The 22,331-nt window shown below is 52.5% G+C and carries 20 protein-coding genes; 17 read left to right on the top strand and 3 right to left on the bottom strand.

From position 1 onward, the window contains the following. Positions 1–44: 44 nt before the first annotated feature. Complete coding sequence (locus JNE38_RS28865) at positions 45–518, top strand: GNAT family N-acetyltransferase (protein WP_203354456.1); 474 nt, start codon at positions 45–47, stop codon at positions 516–518. Positions 519–764: 246 nt separating this feature from the next. On the opposite strand, the gene JNE38_RS28860 is transcribed toward JNE38_RS28865, so the two are convergent. Continuing rightward, complete coding sequence (locus tag JNE38_RS28860; RefSeq protein ID WP_203354455.1) at positions 765–1,556, bottom strand: DUF3298 and DUF4163 domain-containing protein; 792 nt, start codon at positions 1,554–1,556, stop codon at positions 765–767. A 229-nt stretch (positions 1,557–1,785) separates the two neighbouring features. Between JNE38_RS28860 and JNE38_RS28855 the strand changes: the two genes are divergently transcribed. The 9 genes from JNE38_RS28855 to JNE38_RS28815 all read left to right on the top strand — a co-directional run bounded on the left by JNE38_RS28855 (position 1,786) and on the right by JNE38_RS28815 (position 11,799). Next, positions 1,786–2,877 (top strand): L-threonylcarbamoyladenylate synthase, encoded by a 1,092-nt coding sequence (locus JNE38_RS28855; protein ID WP_203354454.1) that lies wholly within the window; start codon positions 1,786–1,788, stop codon positions 2,875–2,877. 61 nt (positions 2,878–2,938) lie between these two features. After that, positions 2,939–3,496, top strand: coding sequence for a manganese efflux pump MntP (locus JNE38_RS28850; protein ID WP_203354453.1), 558 nt, complete (start codon positions 2,939–2,941; stop codon positions 3,494–3,496). Positions 3,497–3,528: 32 nt separating this feature from the next. Next, complete coding sequence (locus JNE38_RS28845; protein WP_203354452.1) at positions 3,529–3,993, top strand: low molecular weight protein arginine phosphatase; 465 nt, start codon at positions 3,529–3,531, stop codon at positions 3,991–3,993. Positions 3,994–4,137: 144 nt separating this feature from the next. Next, positions 4,138–4,593: a ribose 5-phosphate isomerase B gene (gene rpiB / locus JNE38_RS28840; protein WP_203354451.1), complete on the top strand. Its 456-nt coding sequence runs from the start codon at positions 4,138–4,140 to the stop codon at positions 4,591–4,593. Next, on the top strand, positions 4,594–5,163 hold the full coding sequence (locus JNE38_RS28835; protein WP_203354450.1) for a TIGR01440 family protein: 570 nt from the start codon (positions 4,594–4,596) through the stop codon (positions 5,161–5,163). Between the two features lie 45 nt (positions 5,164–5,208). Then, complete coding sequence (glyA, locus tag JNE38_RS28830) at positions 5,209–6,459, top strand: serine hydroxymethyltransferase (protein WP_203354449.1); 1,251 nt, start codon at positions 5,209–5,211, stop codon at positions 6,457–6,459. Positions 6,460–6,618: 159 nt separating this feature from the next. After that, on the top strand, positions 6,619–7,248 hold the full coding sequence (gene upp / locus JNE38_RS28825; protein WP_203357789.1) for a uracil phosphoribosyltransferase: 630 nt from the start codon (positions 6,619–6,621) through the stop codon (positions 7,246–7,248). Between the two features lie 16 nt (positions 7,249–7,264). Continuing rightward, the gene (wecB, locus tag JNE38_RS28820; RefSeq protein ID WP_203354448.1) at positions 7,265–8,413 is read left to right on the top strand and encodes a non-hydrolyzing UDP-N-acetylglucosamine 2-epimerase; all 1,149 of its coding nucleotides are present in this window, start codon (positions 7,265–7,267) and stop codon (positions 8,411–8,413) included. 230 nt (positions 8,414–8,643) lie between these two features. Next, positions 8,644–11,799, top strand: a complete 3,156-nt coding sequence (locus tag JNE38_RS28815) for a phosphodiester glycosidase family protein (RefSeq protein ID WP_203354447.1) — start codon at positions 8,644–8,646, stop codon at positions 11,797–11,799. A gap of 61 nt (positions 11,800–11,860) precedes the next feature. Here the strand turns inward: JNE38_RS28815 and JNE38_RS28810 are convergent, their stop codons facing one another. Both JNE38_RS28810 and JNE38_RS28805 read right to left on the bottom strand, forming a co-directional pair. Then, entirely contained in the window at positions 11,861–13,474 is a 1,614-nt protein-coding gene (locus tag JNE38_RS28810) for an amidohydrolase (protein WP_203354446.1), read from the bottom strand. 36 nt (positions 13,475–13,510) lie between these two features. Further along, positions 13,511–14,866 (bottom strand): APC family permease, encoded by a 1,356-nt coding sequence (locus JNE38_RS28805; RefSeq protein WP_428993682.1) that lies wholly within the window; start codon positions 14,864–14,866, stop codon positions 13,511–13,513. A gap of 319 nt (positions 14,867–15,185) precedes the next feature. Here JNE38_RS28805 and bioA point away from each other — a divergent pair, with 319 nt between their 5' ends. From bioA to JNE38_RS28770, 7 genes are read left to right on the top strand one after another with little or no spacing between them, the layout of a single operon-like run. Further along, on the top strand, positions 15,186–16,574 hold the full coding sequence (bioA, locus tag JNE38_RS28800) for an adenosylmethionine--8-amino-7-oxononanoate transaminase (RefSeq protein WP_203354444.1): 1,389 nt from the start codon (positions 15,186–15,188) through the stop codon (positions 16,572–16,574). After that, positions 16,571–17,314, top strand: a complete 744-nt coding sequence (gene bioD, locus JNE38_RS28795; RefSeq protein ID WP_203354443.1) for a dethiobiotin synthase — start codon at positions 16,571–16,573, stop codon at positions 17,312–17,314. The genes bioA and bioD overlap by 4 nt, the downstream gene beginning before the upstream one ends. Continuing rightward, the gene (gene bioB / locus JNE38_RS28790) at positions 17,311–18,309 is read left to right on the top strand and encodes a biotin synthase BioB (RefSeq protein WP_203354442.1); all 999 of its coding nucleotides are present in this window, start codon (positions 17,311–17,313) and stop codon (positions 18,307–18,309) included. Before bioD ends, bioB begins: the two co-directional genes overlap by 4 nt. Before the next feature lie 13 nt (positions 18,310–18,322). Then, entirely contained in the window at positions 18,323–19,519 is a 1,197-nt protein-coding gene (gene bioF, locus JNE38_RS28785) for an 8-amino-7-oxononanoate synthase (RefSeq protein ID WP_203354441.1), read from the top strand. Next, positions 19,516–20,238 (top strand): alpha/beta fold hydrolase, encoded by a 723-nt coding sequence (locus JNE38_RS28780; protein WP_203354440.1) that lies wholly within the window; start codon positions 19,516–19,518, stop codon positions 20,236–20,238. The genes bioF and JNE38_RS28780 overlap by 4 nt, the downstream gene beginning before the upstream one ends. Further along, entirely contained in the window at positions 20,231–21,142 is a 912-nt protein-coding gene (gene bioC, locus JNE38_RS28775; RefSeq protein ID WP_203354439.1) for a malonyl-ACP O-methyltransferase BioC, read from the top strand. Before JNE38_RS28780 ends, bioC begins: the two co-directional genes overlap by 8 nt. Further along, positions 21,114–22,304, top strand: coding sequence for an acetyl-CoA C-acetyltransferase (locus JNE38_RS28770; RefSeq protein WP_203354438.1), 1,191 nt, complete (start codon positions 21,114–21,116; stop codon positions 22,302–22,304). The genes bioC and JNE38_RS28770 overlap by 29 nt, the downstream gene beginning before the upstream one ends. Positions 22,305–22,331 lie beyond the last annotated feature (27 nt).

The following is a 22,331-nucleotide window of genomic DNA, read 5'->3' as shown; positions in this document are numbered from 1 at the left end:
GTGCAAACGGAATAATGATGCTCATTCTGAGAGGAAGTACAGTTATGATAGTTGTTAACGCAACAATGGACGACCTAAAGGGCTGGTTGGAATTAGCTTCTGAAGTCGAGTACCTATTTGGACCGATGGTAAATGACACCAACTTCATTAAGGCACTAGAAAGAAATATAACCGAGCAAAGTGCATTCTGTGTGCGAGAAAATAATGGTTTTCCTGGATCACGATTACTCGGAGGGGTTTTATTTTCTTCTTTACGTGCCCCAAGCTACAAAATAGGATGGTTATCCGTTTCATCTCAATCGAGAAACCAAGGGGTAGCTACGGCCCTACTAAAGCACATCTTGAGTCTCGTTGATGTTCCAGCCGAAGTATTTGTAACCACATTTGGAGATGATATTTCAGACGGAAGACCTGCAAGAAGGTTGTATCAAAAGTTTGGATTTGTAGCTTTGGATGAAATGATTCCCGATGGTCCAGAAGGGGGATCTCGTCAGAAATTCAAATTAGTTATTTCGTAAATAATTAATGGATCACGAAAGTGCAATAAAAAAGTTAATATTTACAGAATAAAACTGTCGCTGAAAAAAGCAAAAAGAAATGAGTAGAGATTCAGACGTTTTCTGAAGTCTCTACTCATTCTTATTTTCATTAATAAAATGTCTAACATTGTATCCAATCACTAATTTTTATTGGCTATGTTGGATTATTTCCTACTTTTAATAAAACGCAGGCTAGGTGTCGTTTCTGCAGGTACAATGAAGTTGTTATTGCAGCAGCGCTTTTACTTCGGGCTTCAGCAGGTTGAGGTAGCTGTGTACAGGAATACTGAACGCCGGCATCCCGGCTGCATAAGGAGCGATCTCATACTGAGTGAAATGAATGACCAGATTGCCATTTTCAAAGGAGAACGGCTGATTTTCTGCGATCGTTTCAAAGTTGTACACATCAGCGATCTCTGGGTTATTTTTAATCTGTTGCTTGATCAGGTTGTTCAATACATAGCGATAGTCATAGCCAGCCTGGAACAAATCGGACAGCTGGAGATTTTTTGCCTTGTCCAGATTGGCGATGTTGTAGTAAGTCATATCTGTCAATCCATGAGCTCCGCCTGTGTACAAGTAGGTTTGGACTGAGAAGGATACGAGCTTGCCGACAGAGATCACTTTGTAGGAAATGTCCACAGCATGCGGACGCATCGGATATCCGTACTTTTTGGAATCGATGGCGTCTTGCTTGCTCATGGTTTGGCGTTCCTTCAGCTGATCCTGTGCGTATTTGAGCAGGTCCGCATTCAGCTTTGCTTCGAATGCTTTATCTTTCAAGCCACTGATGACAGGGATTGTGATGTTTGCTTCGTACTCAGCCGTTTTTTGTTGAATGATTTTGGATGTGACGACGACACCTTTTGCCTGTGGATTTTGGGCCGATGCGACAGGAGCGGGTTTTGCTGCAGGCAGCGGCTGGGCAGAAGTGGCGGCGAACGCCGGCATGGCTACTGCGCTGAACAGAACTGCCGAACCTACAAGGCCAGCTGTGATCGATTTGAGGGATTTCATGAATATGTCACTATCCTTTCAATAAAGGGACGTCTTGGATTTTGTTTACATCCTTATCCTACTACATCCGAAGAGCTTATCGGTTAAAAAGTGGTAACAACGACTTTTTCCACGAAGTTTGGAGAAGTTATTCACAAGTTACCCACAGGCTGTTGAAAACTTTTATGCACACATCTATACTAAAGGCACTTATTGATAAGAAACGTGCTAGAGAAAGGACTTTTTTACTATGGGGCAAAAAGTAGTGACGAAAGTTTGGGTTGTGGATAATGATGTGGAAAGTACTGTGGAAAACATGCAGAGTTGTACACAGATTGTGTATGCAGCTCATTTGCTGAAAGCAGATGAGGCTGTGGCATTCCCTACGGAGACGGTCTATGGACTGGGAGCCAATGCATTGTCCAACGTCGCTGTGGAAAAAATATTTGCAGCAAAAGGGAGACCCAGTGATAATCCGCTGATTGTGCATATTGCAAAAAAGGAGCAGTTATCCACGATTGCCTCTGAAGTTCCAGCCAAGGCCGAGAAGTTGATGGAGGCATTCTGGCCTGGACCGCTGACTATTATCCTGCCGCGAACCGATGAGGTAGCATCTTTGGTCACGGCCGGGCTCGATTCCGTCGGGGTGCGGATGCCGGATCATCCGATCGCGCTTGCCTTGATCGCGGCAGCCAATCTCCCGATAGCAGCGCCAAGTGCCAACCGCTCGGGAAGGCCGAGCCCTACGACCGCCGCACACGTGCTAGCCGATCTGGAAGGTCGAGTGGCTGGCGTGGTAGATGGAGGAGCGACAGGAGTAGGTCTGGAATCGACCGTCATTGATGTCACGGTCGAGCCGCCTGTCATTCTGCGTCCGGGAGGGATTACCCGCGAACAGCTGGAAGAGGTGATCGGATCGGTGGACCTCGATCCATCCTTTCAGGCAGGAGCAGCAGAGACTCCTCGCGCTCCTGGCATGAAATACACGCATTACGCTCCAGAGGGCGAAATGTGGCTGGTCGAGGGTGGAGAGGAGCGCGTGCGTGTAAAAATGGCAGACATGCTGCACGAGGCAAAACAGCACGGGCGTAGAACAGGGGTTTTGGCTACGGAAGAGACTGCGGCTTATTGGCGTGCGAACCCGGATGCCGATATCGTGCTGTCGGTAGGGTCACGCACGGATCTGGGAGAGGTCGCTCATCAGCTGTACGCTGTACTGCGTGAGTTTGATAACCTCAAGGCCCAGTTTATCGTCGGCGAGACATTCTCACGGGAAGGCTTGGGAATGGCAGTCATGAATCGCCTGGAAAAAGCCGCCGGAGGGCGGATCGAGCGCGCGTAAAATGGTTGTCTAAACTCCTTCTTGTCCGCATAGGTTGAAGAGACGAGGAGGGGGAGGCCAGTTGGATCAAGTTTTGTTTCAGTGGGGGCAATTTCTGACCTTGCTCATGATCGCCTTTGCCTTAAGCATGGATGCCTTTTCATTAGGAATCGGCGTTGGCATGGTCGGGATTCGATTGCGGGAAATACTGAAAGTGAGCATCACGATCGGGCTTTTTCATATAGGAATGCCTATTGTGGGTATCTTCGTCGGGGCGTATTTGTCCGATTTGGTTGGGGATATTGCTGTATTTATCGGTGGCGGAGTCCTCATGGCAATCGGTTTGCATATGCTATGGAACGGCTTCGTCAATGGCGATCAAAAGGTACTGAGGACGAAAGGCTTTGGGCTGATCATTTTTGCATTCAGCGTGAGTCTGGATGCGCTGACTGTAGGATTTTCCTTCGGATTGATTGAGGTCAACAGACTGCTTGCTATCACTCTCTTTGGAATCATGGGCGGTGCCATGTCTTACTTCGGGTTGCTTCTGGGTCGAAGTGTGGGAGGATGGCTAGGGGATTATAGCGAATTAGTAGGTGGACTTATTTTGTTTTGTTTTGGGTTAAAATTTATCTTATAGCAAGATAGCGCAGGCAGAAGGAGGAGAGATGCGTGAAACGGATATTGTTTGTCTGCACAGGCAACACGTGTCGCAGTCCCATGGCAGAGGCGATGTTTCGCGTGAAAACGGCAGGGCAGGGCTATGAGGTTCGTTCCGCAGGCGTGGCCGCTTTTGACGGACAGCCTGCTTCACCGCATGCCAGAGAGGTCATGGCAGAGCGGGGGATCGAGCATGTGCACCAGTCCAGTCGATTGGATGAGGGGCTGATTGACTGGTCGGATGTGATTTTGACCATGACGTCCAGTCACAAGCAAGCCATTCTGACGTATTTTCCGTCTGCGGCGGGCAAGGTGCATACCTTGAGGGACTACGTAGGCGTAGAGGGCTATGGCGATATTGCCGATCCGTACGGTGGGTCCCTAGAAGACTATCGCAGGTGCGCGGAAGAACTTGAAGAATCACTGGACAGGCTGTCTATGCGACTGATTCAGGAGCGTTTTCGTAAATCGCCTTAAGAATGAGGTGCTGGTGTCAGACCAGTACCTTGTTTCGTGTGAGAGTACGAACAATTTCTAGTTGAAAAGGTTAAATGTTCACTTTTTACTTGTGGGATTATGATGTATAATGAGTGAGATCATGAACAAGCGAGGGATGACGAGATGAAAGTAGCGATTGCTGCTGATCACGGTGGATACAAACTAAAAGAGGAGATCAAGACTCTGCTCGCTTCCTTGAATATCCAGACGGAAGACTTTGGCTGTTCTTGCGAAGATTCGGTTGATTACCCAGATTATGCTCTGCCCGTAGCTGAAAAAGTAGCGGCAGGTGAGTTCGATCGCGGGATTCTGGTCTGCGGGACTGGCATCGGCATGTCGATTGCAGCGAACAAAGTGCCAGGCATTCGTTGTGCGCTGGTGCACGATACCTTTTCGGCAAAGGCTACTCGCGAGCATAACAACACCAATGTGCTGGCCATGGGCGAACGCGTCATCGGGCCAGGACTCGCACTGGATATTGTGAAGATCTGGCTGGAGACGGAATTCCAGGGTGGACGTCATGAACGCCGAGTGGACAAGATCACTCAGATCGAAGCGAAACACGCGGGAGTGAAGTAAGTGGATTTGCTCACAATTGAAAAACAGGTCAGCGAGGTTGTCGAAGAAGTCGCCCAGTTGGCTGAGCTAAGACCTGGACAGCTCCTGGTCATCGGCTGCAGCACCAGCGAAGTGCTGGGCAAACACATCGGCAAAGCAGGGAGCAAGGAAGTGGCTGCTGCCCTTTATCGCGGCATCCGAACCGTTCAGGAAAAGAACGGGTTTACCGTGGCTTTTCAATGTTGTGAACATTTGAACAGAGCGCTGGTCGTGGAGCGTGACGTCATGGAGCGATACGGCTTGGATGAAGTGACCGTCGTCCCTGTTCCCACAGCTGGCGGTTCTATGGCTGCCCACGCGTACACGCAGATGAAGGATGCCGTCGTGGTCGAGCATATCCGTGCCCATGCAGGCGTTGATATCGGCGACACGCTAATCGGCATGCACCTGAAGCATGTCGCGGTACCTGTGCGCCCTTCCCATCGCGCAGTAGGGGAAGCGCATGTGACGGCTGCGCGGACTCGCCCCAAGCTGATTGGCGGTGCGCGTGCTGTGTATGAAGCAACACCCTCGAATGAGAGCTGTACCTAAAAAGAACGTGAGACAAGCTCATGTTCACGAAGGAGAGAATAGATCATGCTAGATTTTTTGCGTAAACAAGACCCACAAGTATTGGAAGCCATCCAGCTGGAGCTGGGCAGACAGCGCGACAAGATTGAACTGATTGCGTCCGAAAACTTCGTTAGCCGCGCTGTTATGGAAGCAATGGGAACCGTTTTGACCAACAAGTACGCAGAAGGCTACCCTGGCCGTCGCTATTACGGTGGATGCGAATACGTGGACATCGCAGAAAACATCGCGCGTGATCGCGTGAAAGAACTGTTCGGCGCTGAACATGCAAACGTTCAGCCGCACTCTGGTGCACAAGCGAACATGGCTGTTTACTTCACCATTCTGAAGCCAGGCGATACCGTTCTCGGTATGAACCTGTCCCATGGTGGCCACTTGACCCACGGAAGCCCGGTAAACTTCTCCGGTACCCTGTACAACTTCGTAGAGTATGGTGTAGATCAAGAATCCCACACGATCAATTACGAAGATGTTCGTGCCAAAGCACTGGAGCACAAACCAAAGCTGATCGTAGCAGGTGCGAGTGCATACCCACGCACTATCGACTTTGCGAAATTCCGTGAAATCGCCGATGAAGTGGGCGCTTACTTCATGGTAGACATGGCGCACATCGCCGGCCTGGTAGCAGCAGGACTGCATCCGAACCCAGTGCCGCACGCACACTTTGTGACCTCCACTACGCACAAAACACTGCGTGGTCCACGCGGCGGTCTGATCCTCTGCAAAGAAGAGTTTGCAAAAGCGATCGACAAATCCGTGTTCCCTGGCGTACAAGGCGGACCTTTGATGCACGTGATCGCAGCGAAAGCAGTCGCTTTTGGCGAGGCGCTGCAAGCGGACTTCAAAGAGTACGCAGCTCGTATCGTGAGCAATGCCAAGGCTTTTGCTGAAGCGTTGACAGCAGAAGGATTGACACTCGTATCCGGCGGCACCGACAATCACCTGGTGCTGGTAGACGTGAGCAAAATCGGCCTGACTGGTAAAGTGGCAGAGCATCTGCTGGACGAGGTGTACATCACGACCAACAAAAACACCATTCCTTACGATGCGGAAAGCCCGTTTGTAACCAGCGGTGTTCGCATGGGTACCCCTGCCGTTACCAGCCGTGGCTTTGACGAAGCGGCAATGAAAGAAGTAGCGGCGATCATCGCGCTGACTCTGAAAAATCCGGAAGATGCAGCGAAACACGAAGAAGCTCGTGGGCGCGTAGCAGCTCTGTGCCAACGCTACCCAATGTACGAAGGATTGGAAATCTAAGGTTTCCCCGTTGAAAAACAGACCCTGATGAAGGGTCTGTTTTTTTATGTTTCTAAAGGAATGTGAACATAAAAAGAACGAAGATTGGGCAAATTGACGGCGGGACACTCCTTCGCTATGATGAGAAGGATGTATTGATAGGGAAACGGAGGAACGATGATGAGCCGTGTATACGTTTTTGACCATCCGCTGATTCAGCATAAAGTAACTTATATCCGCGACAAGAATACGGGGACAAAGGAATTCCGCGAGTTGGTGGACGAAGTGGCCACATTGATGGGGTATGAAATCACCCGCGACATGCCTTTGGAGGAGACCACGATTGATACGCCGGTGGCGACCTGCAAGTCCAATGTGATCGCAGGGAAAAAAGTAGGTCTGGTACCGATTTTGCGCGCTGGTCTCGGTATGGTTGACGGACTTTTGAAGCTGATTCCTGCAGCAAAGGTGGGCCACGTGGGCCTGTATCGCGATCCGGAAACATTGCAGCCAATCGAGTACTACGTCAAGCTGCCATCTGACGTAGCTGAACGCGAGCTGATTGTGATCGATCCGATGCTGGCGACGGGTGGATCTGCTGTTGCAGCGATCGCTGCATTGAAGAAGCGCGGGGCGAAAAACATGAAGCTGATGTGTCTGATCGCAGCACCGGAAGGCATCAAAATGGTGCAGGACGAGCATCCCGATGTGGATATCTTCGTTGCGGCTATCGACGAATATTTGAACGATCATGGATATATCGTGCCAGGTTTGGGCGACGCGGGCGACCGCTTGTACGGCACGAAGTAACGGGAGAGGGAAACCGATGAAAACTTGTAGGGTGATGACGGTATTCGGCACGCGTCCGGAAGCGATCAAAATGGCTCCGCTCGTGCACGAGCTCGGCAAGCACGGCGAGCAGATCGAGTCGATCGTTTGTGTGACCGCCCAGCATCGTCAAATGCTGGATCAGGTGCTGGAGATTTTCGATATCAAACCGGACATTGACTTGAATATCATGAAGGACCGTCAGACATTGGTGGGAGTCACGACTCGCGCGCTGGAAAGTCTGGATGCGGCAATCAAAGAAGTGAAACCGGATATCGTACTGGTTCACGGTGATACGACCACGACTTTTGTTGCGAGCTTGGCAGCGTTCTACAACCAGGTGGCGATCGGTCACGTGGAAGCAGGCCTGCGTACTTGGGACAAGTACTCGCCGTTCCCGGAAGAGATGAACCGCCAACTGACTGGAGTGATGGCCGACCTGCATTTCGCGCCAACAGACGGTTCTGCTGGCAACCTCCGTCAGGAAAACAAGCGGGAGGAGACCATTTACATCACCGGCAACACGGCGATTGATGCGTTGAAAACAACCGTGCGTGAAGATTATACGCATCCGGTGCTCGACCTTGTTTCCAATCAAAAGATGGTGCTGATGACAGCTCATCGTCGCGAGAATCTCGGTGAGCCTATGCGTCAGATTTTCCGAGCGGTGAGAAGAATCGTGGACGAGCATCCAGAGATCGCAGTCGTGTACCCGGTGCATCTCAACCCGGCTGTGCAGGAAGTAGCGCACGAGCTCCTCGGCAGACATGAGCGAATTCATCTCATTGAGCCGCTGGATGCCTTTGATTTCCACAACTTCGCTCGTCGCGCCCACTTGATTCTGACTGACTCCGGCGGGGTACAGGAAGAAGCGCCTTCCCTCGGGGTTCCCGTACTCGTATTGCGTGATACAACCGAGCGCCCGGAAGGCATCGCAGCCGGCACGCTGAAGCTGGCGGGAACGGATGAAGAGCAGGTATACGCAATGACGAAGGAACTGCTGACAAACGAGGAAGCTTATAAAGCCATGGCTCATGCTGCCAATCCATACGGGGATGGGGAAGCTTCCCGTCGGATTGTCGAAGCGATCCTGCATCATTTTGGCTTGCGCGCCGAACGTCCGGAGCCGTTTCAATCCGGTCACTAATGAGACATCTTCCATAACACATGGTTTGCATAATCCCGTCCGGTTTCAAGTCACAGCCGGGCGGGTTTTCTTTCGGTTTGATAATGGCCCACTATTTGGTATATTTTTCTAATAGAGAATATAGAGACAGGGTGAAACTATCAACCACCTTGGTGCGTCTAAGTTTTAGTTAGAATACCTACATACATGAAAGACACAGAGAGACAGGAAAACGGAGAGGAGTTACCAACATGAGAGCGCGGAAGACAGTGACGCTGCTCACGGCTGCAACAGTAGCCTGGGGAGCTTTTGTTCCGTTTGTGCCCCTTGCGACTAATGTCGCGATGGCGAGAGCGGAATCGGGACCATTGCAAATGATGTGGCAGACCCCGATCGGGGAGGGCACCACTTTACTCAAATACACGAAATCCTTTGCCAATCAACAGGTTGTGGTCATGGTAACCAAGGTTGATCTGAACAACCAATACGTAGAAGTCAAACCGGTCTACGGTACAAAAGGGAAGCTGACGGAGAGACAAACGGTCACGCAGATGGCTCGCGAAACAGGTGCGATCGCAGCAATCAACGCGGACTTCTTTAACATGTCCAAACGCGGGGCACCATTCGGGATCGTACAGAAGGACGGGGAATTGATCTCCTCGATGGGACTCATATCTTACTGGTACAGCTTGGGGCTGACAGGAGACAAGACCGCAATCATCGAAAAATTCGGATTTGGCGGGAAGGTGACTGCGCAGAACGGGGCCACCTATTCCATTCAAGGGGTCAACAAGGAAGAATACAACCCGAGCGATGGACGCAAAAGTCACCAGAATCAGCTGAACTTGTACACGCCTTCTTTCGGCAAGACAAGTCTCGGCGCCATTTCCGGCTACAAGGATGTCGTAGAGGTGCTGTTCGTCGACAATGTGGCCAAGGAAGTTCGCGTCAATCAACCAGGCGTATACATACCATACAACGGGTACGTCCTTTGGGGACATGGTGAAGCAGCTGCTTACCTGAAGCAAAACTTCCCAGTCGGTTCTACCGCGCAGGTAGAATATCAGACGACGCCGCAAACACTGGATCTGCTGCAAGCGGTAGGCGGAAACGTGCTGCTCGTCAGTCAGGGAAAAGCGCTCACCTCCTTCCAAGCGGATAAATCCATCACGTCGATCAATTCGCGTACAGCCGTAGGGATATCGCAGGATGGCAAAACGCTGTACATGGTGACGATTGATGCCAGCAAAGGGGTTTACCTCGACGAGTTGGCGAAGATCATGGCAGAGCTGGGATCCTACCGTGCAGTAAACTTTGACGGCGGGGGCTCCACCACCTTGGCTACACGTATGCTGGGCGAGACCCAGGCCAACCTGTCCAATGTGCCGAGCGGAGGCGTGGAGCGCCGAGTACCTACGGGTCTGGCGGTTTACAATACGGCGCCTCCGGGGGATCTGAGAGGCTTTACCATCGATGTGCCATCGGACGTACTGATTGGACAGACTGTCTCCATGACGGCATCCAAAGGGTACGACACGCATTTCCAACCGTACGCCATCAATTCTGCCAATGTCAGCTGGGACGTAAGCGGATCGGACGCAGGTACGGTGAATGGAACGCACTTTACACCTGCACGTTCGGGACAAATCACCCTGCAGGGACGCCTCGGCAGTGTGACGCAAAGCAAAGAAATTCACGTCGTCTCTGGAAGCGAAGTCCAGCAAATCGTCGTGTCACCGAATCCGATTACGGTCGCTCCCGGCCAATCCCTGACGCTGGATGTCAAAATCAAGACGAAGAAGGGCGCGCTGGTTCAGGCGACACCGCTCAGCGTGCAGGCTGACGTCGATTCGTCCATCGCGACTGTGAACGACAAGCTGCAGCTGACAGCAGGTGAACAGCCGGGCAATGGCAAAGTGACGATCACGTATGATGGGGTCTCTACAACGATTCCATTTGCTGTCGGTCAATTCGAGCAGCCTTGGCTGACATTTGATAACCAAGCCGGCATGTACCATGCTGCCAATCCAGCGAGCATCAGCTCTGCAGGTTCTTTTGGAGCAGTCAGTGATCAAGTCTTCCGTACGAAAAAGGCAGCAAAACTCGTCTACAACTTCTCCGGTGCGCCTGCCAATGGCCTCAGAATCGCGTATGGCGTGCTTGGAGCCAAACCGGTTGCGATCCCTGGCAAGCCTCTTGGTCTGGGACTGTGGGTCAATGGCGACAACAGCAGACATTGGCTGCGTGCAGAAGTCATTGATGCAAACGGCAAAACCGTCTACGTCGATCTGGCAAAAGAAATCGACTGGTCGGGCTGGAAGCAAGTCAAGGGCTACTTCCCGAGCAATGCCGCTTATCCGCTGCAGCTGAAGAGCATTTACGTGGTCGACCAGCCAAATGACGGCATCACTCACGATCAAGGCGACCTGTACTTCGACGAGGCTTCCCTCCTGCTGCCGAACCAGACCGGTCAACCGACTGACACGGCGGTCGTGCCGGAGCTGCCGGGCAGTATTTCGCTTGGAGCGGAGCTCGATTTGAAGCATTCGTTTGTAAATACGGCTTCCTTCCTGGAGACAGCGTTGATTGAAGTCGATCCGATCGTGACGCAGCCGCTTCCGGGCTATGTGCCGGCCGATTACTCCTTTACCATCAAGCCGGGAGAGCTGAAGGCAGGGGCGGAGGATCGCATCTCTACCTCGCCGATCCAGCTGACGCTGGTACCGAAGAACTGGATTGCAGGAAAAGGAATCGGACTCTTGTACGTCAACGAGACCAACAATACGCTCGACCCGCTGCTCGGAACCAGAAACGCACAAGGACAATGGGTTTATGACGTCAACGCCTACGGCAAGTATGTTCCATACTATCTGGACAACGCGGGAGCAGCGTTTACCGATATCGCGAACCATCCGGCGAAAGCGGAAATTACGTACATGGCAGACAAAGGCTATGTGAAAGGGTTGACGGAAACCACATTCGGGCCAGAGGCGTCCCTGACGCGGGCGCAGTTTGTCACGCTGATTGCTCGCACCTTCGACTGGCAGCTTCCGGCGACACCAAAGCTGGGCTTCAAAGACAAGGTGCCGGCTTATGCGCAAGGAGCCGTACAGGTAGCGGTATCCAAGGGTCTGGTCAAAGGATACGGAGACAATACGTTCCGTCCTGATCAGCCTGTGACCCGCGCAGAAGCAGCTGTGATTCTCGACCGCCTCGTGGGCAAAAAGGGAGCGTCGAAGTCCGTTGGCGATAAAGGGACGTGGCCTTCCTGGGCAACCTCTTCCATCACCAATATGGTGGGGCTAGGTCTGATGGATCCGGTGAGCAACAAGTTCCAGCCGAGCAAAGCAACCACTCGTGCCGTGTGCGTCGTGGCATTGTACCGTATTTTGCAGCAAACGAAATAGATAGAAACACCTGAAAAAGGACCTTGTTTCTCCAAATGGAGCGACAAGGTCCTTTTTCTTGCTACCCGGTGTAGACAATCTTTCCATCCACCATGGTAAGCTTCACTTTGGCATTCAGAATCTCATCGGGTGCAACAGAAAACAGATTGCGGTCCAGTACCACAATATCAGCCAGCTTCCCCGCTTCAAGCGTGCCCAGCTCATGCTCGCGGAATGTCCCGTAAGCAGGCGTCACGGTGTAAGCCTTCAGGGCATTGGCAAGCGAAATGGCTTCGCCCGGATTCCAATGGTTCTCTTCACTGTTATCGATACGGCTGACGGCTCGATAAATCTCCAGCATCGGGTTTAAGCCGACAATGGGAAAATCGCTGCCAAAGGCGAGCTTTGCCCCCGCCGACTCGAGTGATTTGATGGCCCATGCATAGGTCCCGCGCTCTTCGCCGATGCAGGAGACATAGGTTTGGCGATCTGCTGCATGCATATGCTCCGGCTGCATGGAGGCAATCACCCCCAACTGGCGAAAACGGGCGATGTCTTCGGGATGGATTACTTCGATGTGCTCGATCGCATGGCGGGAATCCCGCTTGCCGTTAACGGCTTGCGCTTCTTCAAATGCATCGAGCGCTAGGCGAATTGCGCCATCACCTATCGCATGGAAGCGGATGCTGAATCCTTCTCGGTCCGCGTCCACTACCCACTTTTTGATCACGTCCGGCGGGAAAGCCGTTTCCCCGCAGGTCTCTGGCCGGTCTGCGTACGGTTCCAGCATGTAGGCGGTGTAGCCGGTCACGACTCCATCGACAAATTGCTTTAACGCAGCTACTTGGAGCATGCTTGAGCGGTATGTGTCGCGCAGGTTTTTGGCTCGCTCAAGATCTCCAGTCAGTCCGGGGAGCAGATGGATGCGCGCCGTTAAACTGCCGTTATCCTCAAACTCTTTAAACAGCTCAAAGTCCTCCAGGATCGCATTCGCTTCCGTAGCGTACAAATCGTTCATGGAAGTGACCCCCAGCTTCGCGGCGTGAGCGAGGAAGTTTTGCAGCATGAGCGATTTTTTCTCTTTGGAAAAAGAATAAGCGGCTTCCGTCAGCAAACCGATAGCCGTCTCATAGAGAATGCCGGTCAACTCTCCGTTTTCATCCTTGTCGATCAAGCCAAATGGCGGATTTTCCGTTGCGCTGTCTACATTCATCAGTTCAAGCGCTTTGCTGTTTGCCCAGGCGTAGTGCCCTTCGTTGTGAAAAAGCAGCACAGGTCTGTCGGGCAGTATTTTGTCTAGAGAAGCGCGGTTCGGCAGACGTTTGCTGTGCCAGAAACCTGCATCCCAGCTATAGCCGATGATCCACGGCTCGTCAGGTCTAGATTCAGCGTATTGTCGGACCAGCTCCACCGCCTCTTCCTCGGAACGGGCATCATGGAGGAATACGCTGTCCAATGAAACGGAGCCCATCATGATATGAAGGTGGAAGTCGTGAAACCCTGGCATGATGAGTTGGTCGGCAAAGTGGTGCTGTGCTGTCTGTGGTCCGATCCACGGTTCGATCTCTTCCGGGGTGCCGATCGCAGCGATGCGGTTCTGACAAATCGAAATGGATAATGCGGCAGGCTCGTCGGTTACTCCGGTAAATACGGCATTTCCAGACAAAACGATATCTGCTTTTCGCTCAACCGTCATGATAATCACTCCTTCTTTCTTCCACAAGGTTTTCGCTTAGACGCTTTCTCCCCGATCAATCTCCTCAAAATTCAGCTCAGGCGGCCGTTTGGTGAACATCTTGGTGAGATACATCAGGTAAAGAAGCCCGCACAGCGCCCATATGCCCCCAAGCAGCAGGGAATGCTTATCGAGACTGAGCCAGAGCCAAAGCGTAAAGGCGGCTCCAATCAGCGGAAGAATGAGGTAGCTTACCGTATCCATTGGGGAACGAAGGTGATTGCGGACGTAATAATGGCCGATAACCGATAGATTGACAAAAGTAAAGGCTACGAGAGCCCCAAAGTTGATGAAAGAGGTCGCGGTCACTAGGTCGATGAACAAGGCGCTGAGCGAGAGTACCCCTACCAGCAAAACGTTGAACACAGGCGTGTTGAAACGGGGATGTATGGAGCCGAACAGCTTCTGGGGCAAAACAGAATCGCGCCCCATCGCATAAAGGAGGCGCGTCACACTGCCGTGGGAGGCCAATCCGGATGCGAGGCAACCAACAAGCGATGCTGCTGTAAAGAGCGAGGTCAAAAGCGTCCCGCCCAAATATTCGATGATTTCATAGGAAGCGGTATCGGCATTTTTAAACGAGGCATAGTCGGGATAAATCATGTGACCGATATAGGCAATGAAAATAAACAGTGCCCCGCCCAGCAGCGTAACTGTCATGATCGCTCTCGGGATGGTTTTGCTGGGATTTTTCGTTTCTTCCGACAAGGTGGAAACCGCGTCAAAGCCGAGAAATGATAAGCATAGAAGCGAGGCGCCCGCCATGATGGAGGAAAGAGGTACATCAGGATTGAAAAGCGGCTTGATCGACGCCAATGTTCCGGTTCCCATGCCGTTCATGATGCCGTTGACCGATAGCGCCACGAAAATGATGAGGACGAGGAATTGATAGATGACAAAAACCGTATTGATATTAGTCGCCAGCTTGATCCCCAAAATGTTGATCACCGTGGTAACCACGATAAAGCCGATCACCCAGACCGAGTAAGGGACGCTGGGAAAATAGATCGATAAATAAAGAGAACCGACAAGATAGTTGATCATGGGTAAGAAGAGATAATCCATCAGAATCGCCCAGCCAACAAGAAACCCGACGTGGGAATTCAGCGATTTCTGCGTATACGTGTAGGCTGAACCAGATATCGGGTAAACCTTTACCATTTTGCCGTAGCTGTACGCTGTAAAAACCATGGCAACCAGAGCAAAGATGTAAGCAGCGGGTAGCATCCCCTGAGAAACTTGGGTGGCTACCCCGTACGTCGTGAAAACAGTCAAGGGAGCCATGTACGCAAGGCCAAAGAAGATCAGATGAAAAAAGGAAAGGGAGCGCTTGAGCGATCTGGATTGTGTCAACGTTTCAACCTCCATTCTATTTTCAGTCATGGTGATTCGATGAAGATGCAAAACTTGTGCCGAGAATTGCATTTACATTTGGCTGAATTATCGGAATATATTCAGGGGGTTGTTCTCGATAATGAGTATTTGGAGTGGACTTGCGAGGCGACAATGAGGATTCCCTTAGGCATTTTCTCTCATTCTCACTAACAATAACTTATTCCGGAATCTGATAAATCTCGTAAGGAAGTGTGAGTGGGCGTTTTTCATTGCAGAACGGAGGAAAAAGGCTTTACGAAAATGTGTTAACCAAATTAAAATACTAGTTAACAAATAAATGTTAACCAAGGAGTTGATTTGGTTGTTTTATTCACCTGATGAGCTGGCTGCCAAGAACAAGCAGTACCTCTGGCATCCGTTTACGCAAATGAAAGACTACATAGCTGAAGAGCCGCTGATTATTGCCAGAGGAGAAGGGGTCAAGCTCTACGATGTTCAAGGAAAGGGCTATTACGATGGATTTTCATCGGTGTGGCTCAATGTTCACGGCCATAATGTTCCGGAGCTGAACCAAGCGATCATCGAACAACTGGGCAAGGTCGCCCATTCTACGCTGCTTGGCATGGCGAATGTACCGTCCATTTTGCTGGCGGAGCAGCTGATCCGGCTCGCACCAGAAGGTTTGACCAAGGTGTTCTATTCGGACAATGGGGCTACCGCGGTGGAAATTTCATTGAAGATGGCATTTCAGTACTGGCAGAATCGCGGCATTGCCGGCAAACATTCGTTTATTACCATGAACAATGCCTACCACGGGGATACCATTGGCGCCACGAGTGTTGGAGCCATCCCGCTCTACCATCAAGTGTACAAACCCCTTTTGTTTTCTCCCTACGTCATTCCCTATCCGTACCCGTACAGGGATGGCGGTGATGAAGCGTCCGTAAACGCCATGCTCGATCAGCTGGAGCAGCTGCTGGAGGAAAAAGCGTCAGAGATCGCCGCCATGATCGTGGAGCCCGTCGTGCAGGGAGCCAGCGGAATGATCATCATGCCAAATGGCTGCCTGAAGAAAATAGCCGAACTGCTGCAAGCCTACGACGTGCTGCTGATTGCCGACGAAGTTGCGACCGGGTTTGGACGGACAGGAAAGATGTTTGCCTGCGAGCACGATGGAGTCACTCCCGACATTATGGCAGTGGCGAAAGGGATAACGGGAGGTTACCTGCCGGTAGCGGCTACCCTTGTCAAGGAATCGATCTACGAAGCCTTTTATGCAGATTACGAAGAACAGAAAACATTCTTTCACGGACACTCTTTTACCGGAAATCCATTGGGATGCGCGGTAGCACTCGCCAACCTGCGATTGATGGAGGAGCGCAATCTGGTGGCAGAAGTCGCGCACAAAGCTGAGTATTTGGCCGATCTGCTGAAGCCTTTGGCAGGAGAGCCTCATGTGGGTGAGATCCGGCAAAAAGGGCTGATGGCAGGCATTGAGCTCGTACGGGAAAAGGACAAGAAGGAGCCCTATCACTGGAATGAAAGGATCGGTGTGCGCGTCTGCAAACGTGCGAGGGAAAAGGGCCTTTTGACGCGTCCTTTAGGCAATGTGATCGTCTTCATCCCTCCTCTGGTCTCTACTCTAGAAGAGATGAGTGACATGATCAGCATCCTCACTGAAGCGATTGCAGAAACGACTCGCCACTGCGAGGAGGCCGTGCAATGAATGAAGAGCGATTTGCCGGTTTGTTCATTGCCGGCACGGATACAGGAGTGGGCAAAACGATCGTAACAGCAGGCTTGACAGCAGCACTGCGTGAGGAAGGGATGGATGTCGGGGTATGGAAGCCGGTCATGTCTGGGGCGTTGGCATCTGAAGAGGAGAGTGACGCATACAGGCTGCATATTTTGTCCGGCGTAAAAGACTTGCCTGAGGAGATCGCTCCTCTCGTCTTTCCGGCTCCGCTCACACCTCTGTTAGCGGCCAAGGCAGCGGGGCAGGAGCTCTCGATGGAACAGGTGCTTGCTGGCGGCAGGACACTCAGGGAAAGGCACCGATTCCTGCTCGTGGAAGGCGCCGGCGGCCTCGCTGTTCCCCTCACGGAGACGGAGATGATAGTGGATGTGGCCGTACAACTGAAGCTTCCCCTTTTACTGGTAGCACGGGCAGGCTTGGGGACGATCAACCATACGTTGCTCTCCATTTGGTATGCCAGAGAGAAAGGCGTGCGTGTCGCGGGCGTGATCCTGAATGAAACGACGAGAAATGCTGCAGATGACGCCAGCATCGAGACCAATGCAAGCATGATTGAACGATATGGTGATGTTCCTGTATGGGGGAGTGTTCCCGGATTTACCGGACCGATCACTCGTCCGCGATTGCTCGAAATTATGCGACAGTATGTAGATTTGGCCGGGATTCGGTTGGTGCTGCAGACGCTAGGAATTGGGGGAGAGTTATCATGATCAAGCAAACAGATTTGACCGATTGGACTGCCTTAGCCAGAAAAGCCATTGACAATGAACGGCTCACGCACGAAGAGGCGCTGAGTGTGCTTACGGCAGATGACGATGAAGTCCTGCTGTTGATGAATGCCGCTTTTAGGGTCAGGCGCCACTTCTTTGGCAAAAAGGTGAAGCTGAACATGATTTTGAATGCCAAAAGCGGCCTGTGCCCAGAGGACTGCGGCTACTGTTCGCAATCCATCGTCTCCACGGCTCCGGTCTCCAAGTACACGATGCTGGACAAGGAAACGTTGCTCGCGGGTGCCAGAGAAGCGATGAACCGCAAAGCAGGTACTTATTGCATCGTGGCTTCCGGACGAGGTCCTACTGAAAAAGAGCTCGGTCAAGTCATTGATGCTGTGCGGGAAATTCGCGAAACCATGCCTCTGAAGATTTGCGCATGCCTGGGGATTCTGAGCGATGAGCAGGCGGGGCGATTGCAGGATGCAGGTGTCCACCGTTACAATCACAATCTCAATACGAGCCGTTCCAATTACGGAAGCATCACGACCACTCATTCCTATGACCAGCGGGTGGAGACGGTCGACACAGTGAAACGAGCAGGCATGTCCCCGTGCTCCGGTGTCATCATCGGGATGGGGGAGAGAGACGAAGAAATCGTGGAGATGGCCATGGCTCTGAGGGAGCTGGATGCAGACTCGATTCCTGTGAATTTCCTGAATGCCATCAAAGGGACGCCGCTCGAAGGCTACGGGCGAACTCCGGCGCTAAAAGCGCTCAAAGTGCTCGCTTTGTTCCGCTTTTTATGTCCTGCCAAAGAGATACGAGTCGCGGGTGGAAGGGAAGTCAATTTGCGATCATTGCAGCCCTTTTCGCTATATGCCGCCAATTCTCTGTTTGTCGGCGACTACCTGACAACTCCAGGTCAGGAGATTACGAGCGACCATCAAATGATCGAAGACCTCGGATTTGAAATCGAGCTGTGCGCGCTGTAGGCGGGTGATGGGTATGGACAATCGATATGCCTGGATGGATGAGGAATGGGCACGTCTGGAATCAATGTCACAGGCAAGGCAGATCAGAAGCGTGGAATCCATCCTGGATGAGCGAGGGGCGTGGATTCGCATAGCCGGTAGGGACTTGCTGAATCTGTCGTCTAATAACTACTTGGGGCTCGCACAGGATCCCCGGTTAAAAGAGGCGGCGACGAGGGCGATCGAGATCTGGGGGGCAGGTGCGGCTGCTTCCCGATTGGTCCATGGCAGCTGCGCGTTGTACGCCCAGCTGGAGCACCGACTGGCAGAGTGGAAGCAGCGAGAGTCGGCGTTGGTGTTCGCAAACGGTTACGTGGCCAATACGGGTGTCATCTCGGCTCTAGTTGGCCGGGGAGATGCGGTATTCAGCGATCGGCTGAATCACGCCAGTATCGTGGACGGAATCGTCTTGAGCCGTGCCGAGCACTACCGCTACCGCCATGGTGATAGCGAGCATCTGGAGCATCTGTTGAAGAAGCACGGAGACGCGCGCAGAAAGGTCATCGTCACCGATACTATCTTTTCTATGGACGGGGATACGGCTCCGCTTGTCGAGCTAGTAAATCTGCGAGATCAGTACGGAGCGCTGCTGATGGTCGATGAGGCACATGCTGGAGGGGTACTGGGAGAGCGCGGCGAGGGACTTTGCCATGAGCTTGGCCTGCAAGATGAGGTAGATGTGATCATGGGGACCTTCAGCAAGGCCTTTGGTTCTTACGGGGCATATATTTGCGCAGACCGCAGTGTGATCCGGTACCTCACCTCCAAGGCGCGCTCTCTCATCTATTCCACTGCTCTGCCTCCATCTGTCATTGCCTCTGTCCATGCAGCACTGACCATTGTGCAGGAGGATACCGGCAGACGGGCGGGCTTGCGGCAGAAGGCTGGTTGGTTTAGAGAGCGCCTGCGCATGCGGGGTTTTGCCGTAGGAGAAGGAGATGCGCCGATCATCCCAGTAATGATCGGCGATAACGAAAGGGCGCTGCACTATAGCCGCAAACTGGAAGAACGCGGTGTCGCTGCTGTAGCGATTCGTCCCCCGACTGTGCCGGCCGGAACGGCACGAATTCGTTTGACGGTGACAGCGACCCACACGGAAGATGAGCTGGAATGGGCGGCCGTACAATTGTGTGCGATCCGAGATGAACGAGGAGAGGGGAGAAGTAGATGAAAGAGGGAGCGGCGCTGCTGTGGCTGCCGGGCTGGGGAATGCCAAATGAGCTCTTTGACCCGGTCCGCAGATGCTTTCCTTCCTGTCATCACGTCATTCCTGATTTCACGGGTGTGACAGAGCCCGGTGATTTTATGGACGCGCTTATCGATCATAGGGGCCGAATCAGCGATAGGCGAGTCATTGTAATCGGATGGTCCATGGGCGGCATGCTGGCCCAGCGATTGGCGGCTCATTTTCCTGTGTCCGGACTGGTTCTCATCAGTACGACAGGGAGATTTGTCCGTTCAAAAGATATGCGGAGCAAAGGCTGGCCGGATAATTATGTGACCCGGATGGAACGTGGATTGGCAGAGAACAGGGAGCGTGTCATGGCTGCATTTTATCAGAGCGTCCTGACCGAGCGGGAACGCCGGGAGAATAGGTCCCTGTTTGACTCACACGCGCAGAATGGGTGGACGCAAGCTGCACTTCAGGCAGGCCTTGCCTATTTGCGTGAAGAAGACTGCCGGCCATTTTCTTCCACTCTTTCTTGTCCATCGACGATCATTCACGGCAAGGATGACACCGTCTGCCCGATCGCGGCGGGTGAGGAGCTCGCTGCTAGCATTCACAGGGCGATGTTTATACCGATAGATGACTGCGGGCATGCGCCGCTCCTTTTTCATCCGGACGTGGTGTGTCAGGCTATACAAAGGATGGTGGAGGCTCGTGAGTAAGACGACCGTAGGAAATCGCTTTAGTGTAAAGGCCTGTACCTACGACCAATACGCGCTCGTGCAAAAGAAAATGGCTGAACGGCTGCAGGAATGGACGGTCAAAACAGCTATGCCGGAGGTGGTCACCCGCCTTCTTGAGGTCGGCTGCGGAACGGGAGGGCTGACGAGTCTGCTCCGTCGGCATTATCCTTCTTCCCGCTATCTGGCGATGGACATGGCATCTGGCATGCTCCTCCAGGCGAAGGAGCGGTTGCGAAAGGAAGGTCTGGAATGCGAGCTTTTGCAGGCAGATATCGAAGAGTGGGTCTGGGAGCAGGAGAGCAGGTCATGGGACTTGATCGTGTCGGGCGCCTGCTTTCAATGGCTTCTGCAGCCTGCCGAAACGCTGAAGGAAATCGGCAGGCTGCTGCGACCAGGGGCTCCGCTGCTGTTTTCGACGTTCGGTCCAAGGACTTTCGAAGAGCTTCATGCATCATTCAGGTATGCGCACTTGGACTTGGGGCAGAATGATGTTCGTCACGGTCTATCGTTTTGCAGCGGGGCGCAGTGGGAGGCCATGCTGGCAGAAGCCGGTTTCGAAGAGATGCGAGTCTCCACCCAACAGGTGGTCCTGACTTATCCCAGCGTGCTCGATTTTTTGCATGCCGTGAAGGCGGTCGGGGCGAATGCGAGCCAGGATCGGGCGCCAGGTCTGGGGAGCAGAGGGCTGCTGATCGAAATGATGAAGTACTATGAACGTACATACGCATCGGATGAAGGTGTGCCGGTAACTTACGATTTGCTGTATATTCAAGCAAAGAAAAAGCAGGATTCTGTTGAGAAACATGGAATCATAGGAGGGTTGACTAACTTGATTCCGGGGGAGTGTTTCGACTATGGGGCAAAAAGAAATCGTAATCGCTAGTGCAGTTCGCACTGCCATAGGAAGCTTTCAAGGCGCGCTGTCTGGTGTAAGCGCTACAAAATTGGGGGGAATCGTGCTCGAGGCGGCACTGGAGCGCGCTGGAGTACCCAAGGAAGCTGTAGACGAAGTAATCATGGGGAATGTGCTGCAGGCTGGCCTGGGACAGAATCCCGCACGTCAGGCATCGATTCAGGCTGGTTTGGCAAATGAAGTACCTTCCCTGACGATCAACAAGGTGTGCGGTTCCGGTCTGAAAGCCGTGCATTTGGCGGTACAGGCGATCCTGAGCGGAGATTCCGAAGTGGTGCTTGCAGGCGGGATGGAAAACATGAGTCAGGCGCCATACCTGTTGGAGGGAGCGCGCAGCGGGTACCGGATGGGCGATCAAAAAGTAGTAGATTCCATGATCCGCGATGGTTTGTGGTGTGCATTTAATGACTATCATATGGGAATCACGGCTGAAAATCTGTGCAGCAAATTCGAGATTGGACGCGAAGAGCAGGATGAATTTGCAGCAGGGAGCCAACAGAAAGCGCAAAAGGCGATCGAAACCGGACGCTTCCAGAACGAGATCGTACCGGTAGCCATTCCGCAAAGAAAAGGCGATCCTGTGATGTTTGCTGTCGATGAATTCCCTCGTGCGGGAGTGACGGCTGAAGCGCTGGGCAAATTGAAGCCTGCATTTAAAAAGGACGGTACTGTGACAGCCGGAAATGCTTCCGGTATCAACGACGGTGCTGCGGCGCTGCTGATCATGACCAAGGAAAAAGCGGATGAGCTGGGCGTCAAGCCGCTGGCGCGAATCATCGCAAATGCGAGCGCGGGCGTTGATCCGAGTATCATGGGCTACGGTCCGGTTCCAGCCACCGAGCGCGTACTCGAGAAGGCTGGCCTGTCGATTTCCGACATCGATCTGATCGAAGCAAACGAGGCATTTGCCGTACAATCCTTGTCCGTTGGCAAGGCTCTTGGCTTTGATTCCGAGAAGGTAAATGTGAACGGAGGAGCGATCGCACTCGGCCACCCGATCGGTGCCAGCGGAGCTCGAATTTTGGTTACGCTCGTTCACGAATTGCAAAAGCGTGATGGGGTAAAATATGGGTTAGCGACTCTTTGCATTGGCGGTGGACAGGGAGTAGCTACGATCGTAGAAAAACTGTAGATTTTTCAATTGTTTTCAAATGTGAAC

The sequence above is a fragment of the Brevibacillus choshinensis genome (assembly GCF_016811915.1).
Taxonomy (GTDB): Bacteria; Bacillota; Bacilli; order Brevibacillales; family Brevibacillaceae; genus Brevibacillus; species Brevibacillus choshinensis_A.
Note: the sequence above shows the minus strand (reverse complement) of the source record. Positions and strands in the feature narration are given on the sequence as shown.

Bases quoted from the DNA above. Each gene is read 5' to 3' on its own strand.
- JNE38_RS28865 (WP_203354456.1), top strand. From the start codon at position 45: ATGATAGTTGTTAACGCAACAATGGACGACCTAAAGGGCTGGTTGGAA.
- JNE38_RS28780 (WP_203354440.1), top strand. From the start codon at position 19,516: ATGAAAGAGGGAGCGGCGCTGCTGTGGCTGCCGGGCTGGGGAATGCCA.
- JNE38_RS28770 (WP_203354438.1), top strand. From the start codon at position 21,114: ATGGGGCAAAAAGAAATCGTAATCGCTAGTGCAGTTCGCACTGCCATA.
- JNE38_RS28815 (WP_203354447.1), top strand. From the start codon at position 8,644: ATGAGAGCGCGGAAGACAGTGACGCTGCTCACGGCTGCAACAGTAGCC.
- bioF (WP_203354441.1), top strand. From the start codon at position 18,323: ATGGACAATCGATATGCCTGGATGGATGAGGAATGGGCACGTCTGGAA.
- bioD (WP_203354443.1), top strand. From the start codon at position 16,571: ATGAATGAAGAGCGATTTGCCGGTTTGTTCATTGCCGGCACGGATACA.
- JNE38_RS28860 (WP_203354455.1), bottom strand. From the start codon at position 1,556: ATGAAATCCCTCAAATCGATCACAGCTGGCCTTGTAGGTTCGGCAGTT.
- JNE38_RS28855 (WP_203354454.1), top strand. From the start codon at position 1,786: ATGGGGCAAAAAGTAGTGACGAAAGTTTGGGTTGTGGATAATGATGTG.
- wecB (WP_203354448.1), top strand. From the start codon at position 7,265: ATGAAAACTTGTAGGGTGATGACGGTATTCGGCACGCGTCCGGAAGCG.
- bioB (WP_203354442.1), top strand. From the start codon at position 17,311: ATGATCAAGCAAACAGATTTGACCGATTGGACTGCCTTAGCCAGAAAA.
- upp (WP_203357789.1), top strand. From the start codon at position 6,619: ATGAGCCGTGTATACGTTTTTGACCATCCGCTGATTCAGCATAAAGTA.
- glyA (WP_203354449.1), top strand. From the start codon at position 5,209: ATGCTAGATTTTTTGCGTAAACAAGACCCACAAGTATTGGAAGCCATC.
- bioA (WP_203354444.1), top strand. From the start codon at position 15,186: ATGTTAACCAAGGAGTTGATTTGGTTGTTTTATTCACCTGATGAGCTG.
- JNE38_RS28810 (WP_203354446.1), bottom strand. From the start codon at position 13,474: ATGACGGTTGAGCGAAAAGCAGATATCGTTTTGTCTGGAAATGCCGTA.
- rpiB (WP_203354451.1), top strand. From the start codon at position 4,138: ATGAAAGTAGCGATTGCTGCTGATCACGGTGGATACAAACTAAAAGAG.